This window comes from Actinoalloteichus sp. AHMU CJ021, assembly GCF_002895405.1.
Lineage (GTDB): Bacteria > Actinomycetota > Actinomycetes > Mycobacteriales > Pseudonocardiaceae > Actinoalloteichus_B > Actinoalloteichus_B caeruleus.
The window spans coordinates 159,507-172,537 of record NZ_CP025990.1 but is presented as its reverse complement, the minus strand read 5'-3'; the positions used below and the strand labels follow the sequence as shown (position 1 = coordinate 172,537).

The window sequence follows — 13,031 nt, the reverse complement described above, 5'->3', positions numbered from 1 at the left end:
AACCAGCGCGAACCCAGCGAGGTCCCCCATGGTGGAACAAGACAGGATGCTGCACCTGCTCAAGCAGGTGACCTCGGAGCTGCACGAGACCCGCAACCGGCTCAAGCGCATCGAGGACCGCTCGACCGAACCGATCGCCATCGTCGGCATGGGCTGCCGCTACCCGGGTGGCGTGGTCGACCCGGACACCCTGTGGGACCTCGTCGACACCGGCCGCGACGCCACCTCGGACTTCCCCACCGACCGGGGTTGGGACCTGGCCAACCTCTTCGACGACGACCCCGCCGCCGTGGGCCGCTGCTACACCCGGCGCGGCGGGTTCCTCACCGGGGCCGCCGACTTCGACCGCGAGTTCTTCGGCATCTCCCCCCGCGAGGCGTTGGCGATGGACCCGCAGCAGCGGATCCTGCTGGAGACCGCCTGGGAGACCTTCGAACACGCCGGGATCGACCCGACCGGCCTGAAAGGCAGCGACGCCGGCGTCTTCGTTGGCATCCCCGCCGCCGAGTACAACCACCGCAGCAGCCCCCGCGACGACGTCGAGGGCTACCTGCTCACCGGCAACGGCTGCTCGGTCGCCTCCGGGCGCCTCGCCTACACCTTCGGGTTCGAGGGTCCCGTCGTGTCCGTCGACACCGCCTGCTCCTCCTCCCTGGTCGCCCTGCACCACGCCGTGCGGTCGCTGCGCGCCGGCGAGTGCTCGATGGCCCTCACCGGCGGCGTCACCGTGCTGTCGGTGCCCACCATCTACGTGGAGTTCGCCCGCCAACGCGGCCTGTCCCCGGACGGCCGCTGCAAGTCCTTCTCCGACGACGCCGACGGCACCGCCTGGTCGGAGGGCGCCGGCATGGTGCTGGTGGAGCGGCTGTCCGACGCCCTCCGCAACGGGCACCGGGTGCACGGCGTCATCCGGGGGACCTCCATCAACTCCGACGGCGCCTCCAACGGCCTCACCGCCCCCAACGGGCCCTCCCAGCAGCGGGTGATCCGCTCCGCGCTGGCCTCGGCTGGCCTGTCCACCGGCGACGTCGACGTCGTCGAGGCGCACGGCACCGGCACCGCGCTCGGCGACCCCATCGAGGCGCAGGCGCTGATCGCCACCTACGGGCAGGGCCGCACCCCCGACCGCCCCCTGCTCCTGGGCTCCATCAAGTCCAACATCGGGCACTCGATGGCCGCCGCCGGCGTCGCCGGCGTCATCAAGATGGTGCAGGCCATGCGCCACGGCAGGGTGCCCCGCACCCTGCACGTCAGCGAACCCAGCAGCCACGTCGACTGGTCCGGCGGCACCGTCGCCCTGGCCAGCGACCCGACGGCGTGGCCGGACACCGGCCGGCCCCGCCGCTCCGCCGTGTCCTCCTTCGGGATCAGCGGCACCAACGCCCACGTCGTCCTCGAACAGGGCCCGCCGGTCGAACCCGCCCCGGCCGCCCCGGAGACGTCCCCGGCGCCGCTGGTGGTGACCGCCCGGTCGGAGGAGGCGCTGCGCGCCCAGGCCGGCCGGCTCGCCGCCCACCTCACCGCCCACCCCGAACTGCCGCTGGGCACCGTCGCCCGCAGCCTCGCCACCACCCGGGCGCGACTGGACTTCCGGGCGGTCGTACTGGCCGAGGACCACGCCGGGGCGCTGGCCGGCCTCGACGCGCTCACCCGCGACCAGCCCGACCCCCGGGTCCGCACCGGGACCGCCGTGCCCCCACGGCTCGCCGTCCTCTTCGGTGGCCAGGGCACCCAGCGGGCCGGCATGGGCCGCGAGCTGCACGCCCGTTTCCCCGCCTACCGGGACGCCTTCGACGAGGTGTGCGCCGCCCTCGACCCCGAGGTCGGGTTCTCGGTGCGCGACGCCGTCCTCGGTGCCGACCAGGACCTGCTCGACGACACCGGCCACGCCCAGCCCGCGCTGTTCGCCGTCCAGACCGCCCTGTACCGGCTGCTCGCCTCCTGGGGAGTGCGCCCGGACATCGTCGGCGGCCACTCCATCGGCGAGGTGACCGCCGCGCACATCGCCGGGGTGTGGGACCTGCCCGCCGCCTGCCGGGTCGTCGCCGCCCGCGCCGGCCTGATGCGGCGGCTACCCCCCGGCGGCGCGATGGCCGCCCTGGCCGCCACCCCGTCCACCGTGGACGCGTTGCTCGTCGAGGGCGTCGAGGTGGCCGCCGTCAACGGCCCGACCTCGGTCGTGGTCTCCGGCGACGCCGACGCCGTGGACCGGGTGGTGGCCGCCGCGACCGGGCGGGGCGTGAAGGCCACCCGGCTGCGGGTGTCGCACGCCTTCCACAGCGCCCGCATGGACCCGGTGCTGGCCGAGTTCACCCGTGCCCTCGAGACCCTCGAGTTCCGGGAACCCCAGCTCGTCGGGCTGTCCAACGTCACCGGTGGCACCGCGGACCGGTGGACGGAGCCGGCCTACTGGGCCGAGCACGTCCGCTCCACCGTGCGGTTCGCCGACAACCTCGCCAAGCTCGGTGACCTCGGGGCCACCGCCGTCGTCGAGGTCGGTGCCGACTCCACCCTGGCCGGGATGGCCGGCCTGGTGCTCGACGAGACCGTGCCCGTCGTGTCCACCCTGCGACGCGACGGCGACGAACCGGCGCACGTGCTCACCGCGCTCGGCGCCCTGTTCTGCGCGGGCACCCCGGTCGGCTGGGACACCGTGCTCGGGCACGGCGAGGTCGTCGGCCTGCCCACCTACCCGTTCCAGCGGGAACGGTTCTGGTTGAGCGGCTCCGGCCAGTCCGCCGACCCCCGTGGTCTCGGCGTGGCCGCCGCCGACCACCCGGTGCTGGGCGCCGTCGTCGACCTCCCCGGGGACGGCGGGGTGGTGCTCACCGGCCGGCTCGCCTCGGGAACCCACGGCTGGTTGGCCGACCACCCGGTGCGCGGGCGGGTCGTCGTCACGGTCGGCGCGCTGCTGGAGGCCGCCGTCCGGGCCGGCGACGAGGCCGGGCACGACACCGTCGCCGAGTTCCAGGTGGCCGAACCGCTGGCGGTCCCCGACGCCGCCGACGTCCACCTCCGGGTCACCCTCGTCCCCGACGGCGACGCGGCCAGCGCCCTGTCCGTCCACGGCCGGGTCGAGGGCACCACCCCGTGGACCGAGCTGGCGACCGGACGCCTGACCAGCGGCGGCGCCGCCACGGTGCCCTCGCCCCCGGAGACCGGCGACGTGGAGGAGCTCTCCGTCAGCGAGGGCGGCGCGCTCCGCCGCCTGCGGCGCTCCGAGGACCTGGTCCTCGCCGACCTCGACCTGCCCGCCGACCACGCCCGGGACGCCCGGCACTTCGACCTCCACCCCGCCCTGCTCGACGCCGCCCTGGCCGCCGCCCGCACCGCCGGCCTGCTCGGGGCCGACACCGTCACCGCCACCTGGGCCGGGCTGCGCCTGCACGCCGTCGGCGCCGCCGAGGTCCGGGCCGTCCTCCACCGCCTCGGCACCGGCGAACTGGACGTCCTGCTCGCCGACGGCGCCGGGCAACCGGTGCTCACCGGGCGGGTCACCGCGTTCCGGGAGGCCACCGTGGCCACCCCGGAGGGGACCACCGCCGCCGAGGAGGACCCGCTCTACCGCGTCGAGTGGACCTCCGCCAGCCCCACGGCCACCGAGGACACCGGCAGCTGGCACGTCCTCGACGAGTTCGCCCCCGCCGGCGCACTCGCCGCCGTCGACGGTGAACCCGACACCCTGGTGTGGCCCGCCTTCCCGCCGGCCGACGACGAACCCCGGTCGGTGCGCGCCGCCACCCACGCCACCCTCGCCGTGCTCCAGACCTTCCTCGCCGAGGAGCGGTGGTCCGGGGCCCGCCTCGTCGTCGTCACCCGGGGCGGGGCCGCCACCCACCCCGCGCACCACGCCCCGGTGACCGCGACCGCCGCCGCGGTGGGCGGCATGGTCAGGTCCGCCCAGTCCGAGGACCCCGGCCGGATCCTGCTCGTCGACCTGCCCCCGGGCAGCGGGGTCCCCCTGGACGAGGTCCGGTCCGCCGTCGCCGTCGGCGAACCCCAGACCGCCGTCCGGGACGCCGCGGTGTGGGTGCCCCGGCTCCAGCCGTCCCCCGCCGCCACGGTGGCCCCGCCCCCCGAGGGGACCTGGCGGTTGGCCGCCGACGGGCGTGGCAGCGTCGACGGCGTCGCCCCCGAGGCCACCGAGCCGGTCGAGGACCTGCCCGAGGGCGCCATCCGGGTGTCGGTGCGGGCGTCCGGGGTGAACTTCCGTGACGTCATGACCGTGCTCGGCATGTACCCGGGCGAACCCCTGCCGTTGGGCCTGGAGGCCGCCGGGGTCGTCACCGAGGTCGGACGCGGGGTGGACGGGTTCGCCGTGGGTGACCGGGTGATGGGCCTGTGCGAGGGCGGGTTCGCCTCCGAGGTGGTCGTCGACCACCGGATGTGGTCCCGGTTCCCGGGGTCGTGGTCGTTCGCGGAGGCGGCGACGGTGCCGGTGACGTTCCTGACCGCCTGGTACGGGTTGCGGGACCTGGGCCGGTTGGTCGAGGGGGAGTCGGTGTTGGTGCACTCGGCCGCCGGTGGGGTGGGGATGGCGGCGGTGCAGTTGGCCCGGGAGTGGGGTGCGGTGGTGTACGGGACGTGCGGGCCGGTGAAGCGGGGGTTCGTGGAGGCGTTGGGGGTGGCCCCGGAGCGGGTGGCGTCCTCGCGGGACACCGGGTTCGCGGAGCGGTTCGGGCGGGTGGACGTGGTGCTGAACTCGTTGGCGGGGGAGTTCGTCGACGCCTCAAGGGGGTTGTTGGGCGAGGGGGGTCGGTTCGTGGAGATGGGCAAGACCGACCTGCGGGACCCGGGGGAGTTCCCGGGGGTGGAGTACCGGTCGTTCGACCTGTTGGAGGCGGGTCCGGTGCGGATCCGGGAGATGTTCACCGAACTCCTCCCCCTGTTCGACCAGGGCCGGATCCACCCGCTGCCCGTCTCCTGCTGGGACGTCCGCCAGGCCGGGGACGCCCTGCGGTTCATGAGCCAGGCCCGGCACGTCGGCAAGGTCGTCGTCACCGTGCCCCGACCCCCCGACCCCGAGGGCACGGTGCTCGTCACCGGCGGCACCGGCGGCGTCGGACGGGCCGTGGCCGAACGCCTCGTCACCCACCACGGTGTCCGCCACCTGCTGCTCACCGGACGCCGGGGCCCCGACGCCCCCGGCGCCACCGACCTCGTCGCCCACCTGGCGGACCTGGGCGCCACCGCCACCCTCGTCGCCTGCGACGTCGCCGACCCCGACCAGACCCGGGCCCTGCTGGACGGCATCGACGCCGCGCACCCCCTCACCGGGGTCGTCCACGTCGCCGGGGTCGTCGACGACGGGCTGCTCGGCACCCTGACCCCCGACCGCGTCGACGCCGTCCTCGCGCCCAAGGCCGACGCCGCCCACCACCTCGACCGGCTCACCGCCGACCTCGACCTGTCCTTCCTCACCCTGTTCTCCTCGGCCGCCGGCCTGATGGGAGCGCCCGGCCAGGCCAACTACGCCGCCGCCAACGCCGCCGTGGAGGCGGTGGCCCTCCGCCGGGCCGCCACCGGCCGCCCGGCCCGCGCGCTGGCCTGGGGCCTGTGGGAAGGGATCGGCATGGGCGCCGGGCTGTCCGAACAGGACGTCGCCCGCATCTCCCGGGGCGGGATCACCCCGCTCCGCCCGGAACGGGCGCTGCCGCTGCTCGACACCGCCCACCGCTCGACCAGCCCCGTGGTGGTGCCCATCCTCGTCGACACCGCCCGGCTGGAAGCCACCGCCGGGACCGCGCCCCCGATGCTGCACGGCCTTGTCCGGCGCACCGTTCGACGCCAGGCCAGCGCCGCCACCACCGGGTTGGACACCGCCTGGACCGAGGAACTCCCGGGCCTGTCCGGCATGGAACGGCAGCGGGTGGTGCTCGACGTCGTCACCACCCAACTCGCCGTCGTCCTCGGCCACGCCGACCACCGGCGCATCCGCCCGCAGCAGCCCTTCACCGAACTCGGCCTCGACTCCCTCACCGGCGTCGAACTCCGCAACCGGCTCGCCGCCGCCACCGGCCTGCGGCTGCCCGCGACCCTGGTGTTCGACCACCCCAGCCCGCAGGCCGTCGCCGGTGCCCTGCTCACCGAACTCGTCGGCGACGCCGGCACCGACGCCCCGCCCGCCGACCGGGCCGCCCCGCTGCGCGAGCGGATCCACCGCCTGGAGGAGCTCCTGGCCTCCGCCGACCCCACCGACGAGGCCTACTCGGGAGTGGAACCGGCCCTGCGGCGGCTGCTGTCCACCTGGTCGACCCGGGCCGCCGCCCCCGGCGGCCCCGACGGTGACGCCCGCGGCCACGACGACGTGACCGACGCGTCCGCGGAGGACATGTTCGCCCTGCTCGACAGCGAGCTGGGCACCTCCTGAGCCGCCCGTCCCCGCCCGCAAGGAGAACCCCCGTGGCCAGCGAAGAGAAGTACCTGGACTACCTCAAGCGCGCGACGGTGGACCTGCGCCACGCGCGCCGCCAGCTGGCGGAACTGGAGGACAGGGCCCACGAGCCGATCGCGGTCGTCGGCATGGCCTGCCGGTTCCCCGGCGGGGCCGACACCCCCGAGGCGCTGTGGCGGCTGCTCGCCGACGGGCCCGACCCGGTCGGTCCGTTCCCCACCGATCGGGGCTGGCGGCTCGACGACCTGTTCGACGACGACCCCACCAACCCGCGCACCACCTACGCCCGGAACGGGAGCTTCCTGCGCGACGCCGGCTGGTTCGACCCGGACCCGTTCGACATCGGCGAACGGGAGGCGCTGGCGATGGACCCGCAACAACGGGTCCTGCTGGAACTGGCCTGGGAGAGCGCCGAACGCGCCGGCATCGCCCCCACGTCCCTGCGGGGCGGCGACACCGGCGTCTACCTGGGAGTCGTCGCCCAGGAGTACGGGAGGGGCGCGCCGGAGGCCGCCGACGTCGCCGGGCACGTCATGACCGGCCGCACCACCAGCATCGCCTCCGGCCGCATCGCCTACACCCTCGGGCTGGAGGGCCCCACCGCCACCGTCGACACCGCCTGCTCGTCGGCGCTGCTCGCCCTGCACCTGGCGGTGCGGGCGCTGCGGGCCGGGGAGTGCTCGCTGGCGCTGGCCGGCGGCGCCGCCATCCTCGGCCAACCCGACATGCTCGTCGAGTTCGGCACGTTGCGCGGCTCCGCGCCCGACGGCGTCTGCCGGCCCTTCGCCGAGGACGCCACCGGCATCGGCTGGGGCGAGGGAGCCGGCATGGTCCTCGTGCAACGGCTGTCCGACGCCCTCGCCCAGGGCCGGCCGGTCCTCGCCGTCCTGCGGGGCTCCGCCGTCAACTCCGACGGCGCGTCCAACGGGCTCACCGCCCCGCACGGCCCGGCGCAGCGCCGCGTCATCCAGGCCGCGCTCGACGACGCCCGACTACCCGGGACCGCCGTCGACGCCGTCGAGGCGCACGGCACCGGCACCCCGCTGGGGGACACCATCGAGGCCCACGCCCTCCAGGCCACCTACGGGCGGGACCGGGACGACCCGCTGCACGTGGGCTCGGTCAAGTCGGTGCTGGGCCACACCCAGGCCGCCTCGGGCATGGCGGGCCTGCTCTCGATGGTCATGGCACTGAGGGAGGGAACCCTGCCCCGCACCCGGCACACCGAGCGGCCCACCACCCGCGTCGACTGGCGCACCGGGGCGCTGCGCCTGCTCACCGAGCCGACACCGTGGCCAGCCCGGGACCGCCCCCGGCGCGGTGCGGTGTCCTCCTTCAGCTTCAGCGGCACCAACGTGCACCTGATCCTCGAACAGGCACCCGGAGCCCCCACGCCCCCCACCGCCACCACCGCCCCGACCACCACGGTGTGGCCGGTGTCCGCCCGCACCCCCGACGGAGTGCGCGCGCAGGCCGCGCGGCTGCGGGACGCCCTCGACACCGCCGCCGACGTCGACCCGCACGCGGTGGCGTGGACGTTGGGCACCGGTCGGGCCGCGCTGGAGACCCGGGCCGTCGTCCTCGGCCACGACCTCGCCAGCCTCCGCGCCGGACTCGACGTCCTCGCCGCCGAGGGCACGGCCGACCCAGCCGGCGCCGCCCTGCTCGTCGGAACGCAGGAGGTCGAGGACCCGGCGGTCGCCGTCGTGTTCACCGGGGAACTCCCACCCGGCCAGGCCGAGGACCTCGCCGCCCGGTTCCCGGTGTTCGCCGCCAGCTACGAGGAGCTGCGCCCGGCGGGGGAGCGGATCGCCCACCAGATCGCCCTGTTCGACCTGGTCGTCTCCGCCGGAATCACCCCCGAGGTGGTCGCCGGCGCCGGCGCCGACGAGTACGCGGCGGCGGTCGCCGCCGGGTTGTGGTCCAGGGCCGACGCCCTCCGCGTGCTGACCGCCACCCCCGACCAGCACCGCGCCGTCCTCGACGCGGTGACCTTCCACGAACCCGACCTGCCGGCGGTGGCCGAGCGGCCGGTGTCCACCCGGGACTGGCTCGACCCCGCCTACTGGTCCGACCGGCCGGGCCCGTCGACCGGGACCGCCGGGGCGGTGGACCTGGCCGCGCTGGCCGGGGAGGGCACCACCGTCCACCTCGTCCTCGGCACCAGCCCCCCGGCCACCTCCCCAGGCCCTGACATCGTCGTGTCCGTCGAGGACGGTCCGCTGGCCGCGCTGGCCCGGCTGCACACCCTGGGCCGCACCGTCGACTGGCGGCGGGTCCTCCCGGCCCGCCACCCCGTCGACCTGCCCACCTACGCCTTCCAACGCCGCCACTACTGGCTCGGCGGCGGCCTGGAGCCGGCGGCGACCGCCGGGACGACCGACCCCACCGGCCGTCCCGCCGCGCCACCGGACGCGGACGCCACCTCCGGAGCCGGCGGGGACGACTCCCCGGAGCGGGCGGCGCGCCGCGCCGCCACCCGCGACCGGCTCGCCGCCCTCCCCTCGGCCACCCGGGAACGCCACCTGGTGCGGTTGGTCACCCGGACCGTCGCAGACGCCCTGGACCAGCCCGCCGGGGGCACGGTCCCCGCCCGCCGGTCGTTCACCGACCTCGGGGTCGGCTCGCTGGCCGCCGTCCGCATCCGCGACGCCCTCGCCGCCGAGACCGGGGTGTCCCTGGCCGTGTCCGCCGCCTTCGACCACCCCACCCCCCGTGACCTGGCCCGGCACCTGCTCGCCGCGCTGTTCCACGAGGACGTCGCCGAGCCACGCCCACCCCGACGGCCCGAGGCCGCACCGGCGACCGGGGACACCGTCGCCCTCGTCGGCATGGCCTGCCGATTCCCCGGCGGTTCCGACAGCCCCGACGCCTACTGGCGGCTCCTCGTCGAGGGCACCGACCCCGTCACCGACGTACCCGCCGGCCGGTGGGACGCCGCCGCCTACCACGACCCCGACCGCGCCGCCCCCGGCCGCGCCTACACCCAGCGCGCCGCCTACCTGCCCGACATCGCCGACTGGGACGCCACCCTGTTCGGCTACACGGCCCGCGAGGCGGTACGGCTCGACCCGCAGCACCGGATGGTGCTGGAACTGGTGTGGTCGGCCCTGGAGGACGCCGGGTTGTCCGCCGACCGGGTGCGCGGCAGCCGCACCGGTGTGTTCCTCGGCATGACCGACTCGCAGCAGTACCAGGCGCGGCAGGCCGAGGCGGAGGGCCGGTCCCTCGCCGACGACCCCCTCTTCGCCCTGGGCACCTCGGCCAGCGCCGCCGCCGGCCGCATCGCCTACCACCTCGACCTGCGCGGCCCCTGCCTCACCGTCGACACCGCCTGCTCCTCGTCCCTCGTGGCCGTGCACCTCGCGGTGCGCAGCCTGCGGGCGGGCGAGTGCGACACCGCCATCGTCGCCGCCAGTTCGGCCACCCTCAGCCCCGAGGTGTTCGTGCAGGCCTGCAAGTCCCACATGCTCGCCGAGGACGCGCACTGCAAGGTCTTCGACGCCGCCGCCGACGGCTACGTCATCGGCGAGGGCGGTGCGGCGGTGGTGTTGCGCCGGTCCCGGGACGTGCGCCCCGAGGACGCCCCACCGCACGCGGTGCTGCGCGGCACGTCCATCAACTCCGACGGGCACACCAACGGCCTCACCGCGCCCAGCGGCGCGGCCCAGCGGGCGGCCATCACCGACGCCCTCGCCGACGCCGGGCTCCGCCCCGGGGACCTGGACTTCGTCGAGGCGCACGGTTCCGGCACCGCCCTCGGCGACGCCATCGAGTTCGGCGTCCTGCGCGAGGTGTTCTCCCGCCGGGACGACGACCGGCCGCTGCTGGTCGGAGCCGCCAAGAGCAACGTCGGCCACCTGCTCGTCGCGGCGGGCATGGCGGGCCTGGTGAAGGCGGTCCTGGCCCTGCGGGCCCGGCGGCTCCCCCCGAACCAGCACCTCACCACCCCCAGCGACCAGGTCGACCTCGACGGGCCCGTGCGCCCCGCCACCGGCACCCACCCCCTCCCGGGGGCGCCCGGCCAGCCGCCGAGGGCCGGCATCAGCTCCTTCGGCTGGTCCGGCACCAACGCCCACCTGGTCCTGGAGGCCGCGCCCGACCCCACCCACCACCACCAGGACACCGGGCACCCCGGCCCCCACCTGCTCACCGTGTCCGGAGCCACCCACCAGGCGGCGCGGGACAACGCCGTCGCCCTCGCCGACCACCTCGACGCCCACCCCGAACTCCGGCTCTCCGACGTGGCCCACACCCTGGCCGCCGGCCGGGCCGCCCTCGCCCACCGCCTCGCCGTCGTCGCCTCCGAACCCACCGAGGCGGTCACCGCCCTGCGCGCCGCGGCCACCCGCACCACCACGCCCACCACCGGCGACACCCCGCACGCCGTCGAGGCCACCGACGACGCCCGCCCGGAACTCGCCGAGCGGCTGGCCGCCTGGGGCCTGGGCCAGGACGCCTCCGACCCCGCCTCCGACCCCGACCCCGACCCCGAGGCCGAGGCCGGGACCGAGGTCGTCCTGTCCACGACGGGAACCGGGGAGTTCCCCCTGCCCGACGCCTCCGACGAACGCGGCTGGCTCGACCTCGTCGGCCGGCTCTGGGAACGGGGGATCGGCGTCGACCTGACGCCACTGAGCCGCCCCGGTGCCCGCACCCTGCGGTTGCCGACCTACCGCTTCCACCGGGTCCGCCACTGGCCGGAGACCACCGGCCACGCCGACACCCGACCAGGTGCCCCCGCTCCCGGGATCACTTTCCACGGACCCACCTGGCACCGCGACGAGTCCCCGCGCGCCCTGGCACCGGCCGAACCCGGCACCGTGCTCGTCCTCGCCCACGACGACGCCCTCGCCGACGGGCTCCGCGCCACCGGCCACACCCCGGTCGCCGTGCGCCCCGGGCAGGTCCTCCGCCTCGACGGGCACCCGCCGCACGAGCTCGACCCTGGCGAGGCCGACCACCTCCGCCAGCTGCTGTCCGAGGTGGACACCGGAACCGGTCCACTGCGGGTCGTGCACGCCCTCGGCCTGCGCCCCGCCCCCGACACCCCCACGGCCCTGCGGGACGGCCCGCACAGCCTCGTCGCCCTCGTCCAAGCCGCCTCCGCCGTCGCCCCCACCCGACCGCTGCACCTGCTCGTCGCCAGCACCGGCGCCGCCGACGTCCTCGGCGGGGAGACCCTCGACCCCCTCCGCGCCCTGCCCGCCGGGCTCAACCGAAGCATCCGACGCGAGTACCCCTCGGCCCGCGTCTCCTGCGTCGACCTCGACCCGGACGCCACCGACCACGCCCGCCACGTCCACATCGAACTGTCCGCGCTGGCCGCACCCACCCCACCCGACACCGCGCACGCCTGGCGGCGCGGCCGGCGGTGGCGCGCGGTGCTGGACCCCCTCACCCTGCCCGCCGTCCCCACCCGGCAGGTGTGGCGGGAGGGCGGCACCTACGCGATCACCGGCGGGACCGGTGAACTCGCCCTCGCCCTCGCCGCCCAGCTCGCCCCGCTGCGCCCGCGCCTGGCCCTGCTGCACCGCCGCACCCTGCCCCCGGCCGACCGGTGGGACACCGTGCTGGCCGAGCACCCGAGGGGCGAGGACGCGAGGGTGATCGGCGAGCTCCGCGCCCTGCGGGCCGCCGGCGTCGAGGCGCACCCCTTCACCGCCGACGTCACCGACCCCGACGCGGTCTCGGCCGCGTTGGAGGAGGCCCACGAGCGCCTCGGCCCCCTCGACGGCGTCCTGCACCTCGCCGGTGTCGCCGGCGGCGGCCTCCTCCAGCACCGCACCCGGGAGCGGGCCGACGCCGTCCTCGCCCCCAAGATCGCCGGCACCCTCGCCCTGGCCGAGGCGCTGCGCCGCCGCCCCGTCCCCCTGCTGGCCCTGTTCTCCTCGGCCGTCACCGCCGTCGGCGGCTTCGGCGAGACCGACTACGCCGCCGCCAACGCGTTCCTCGACGCCTTCGCGCTCGCCCACGACGGCACCGGGGCGATCGCCGACCGCGTCGTCTCCGTCGCCTGGGGACCGTGGCGACGCGACCGGTGGCAGACCGAGGCGCTGGCCGACGCCCCCGAACTCCGCGCCAGGATGCTGCGCTACCGCGCGCGGTCCGGCATCAGCGACGCCGCCGGCCTCGACGCCCTCACCCGGGTGGTCGCCGCCGGCCCCCCGCACGTCTACGCGCTCGGCGACACCCTCGACGGCCTCACCGCCCAGGCCACCGGCACCGGCCCCGAGGTCGAGGCCGCCGCCGGCGGCGTGCCAGCGGAGCGCCGCCGCCCCCGGCCCACGCTGCGCACCCCCTACCTGGCGCCCCGGGACGACACCGAACGGCACATCGCCGAGGTCTGGCAGGACCAGCTGGGCGTGGACCGCGTCGGCGTCCACGACCCCTTCTTCGAACTCGGCGGCACCTCCCTGGTCGGGCTGTCCGTGGTGGCCCACCTCTCCAGCCACTTCGGCATCGAGTTCGCCCCCGCGAACCTGTTCGAGCGCCCCACCGTCGCCCGGTTCGCCGAACTCGTGCGCGACCCCGACGACCACACCCCCGAACCGGGCACCACCCGGGCGGCGCGCCGAGGCGAACGCCGCCGGGCGGTGGCCGCCCGTCGCCGCCGGTAGTTACTTCGAGATGGGCA

At 76.5% G+C, this 13,031-nt stretch carries 2 protein-coding genes; both read left to right on the top strand.

The window, feature by feature from the left end:
- Positions 1-31 precede the first annotated feature (31 nt).
- Positions 32-6,370 (top strand): type I polyketide synthase, encoded by a 6,339-nt coding sequence (locus C1701_RS00685; protein ID WP_443098153.1) that lies wholly within the window; start codon positions 32-34, stop codon positions 6,368-6,370.
- 32 nt (positions 6,371-6,402) lie between these two features.
- The gene (locus tag C1701_RS00680) at positions 6,403-13,014 is read left to right on the top strand and encodes an SDR family NAD(P)-dependent oxidoreductase (protein ID WP_103055311.1); all 6,612 of its coding nucleotides are present in this window, start codon (positions 6,403-6,405) and stop codon (positions 13,012-13,014) included.
- Positions 13,015-13,031 lie beyond the last annotated feature (17 nt).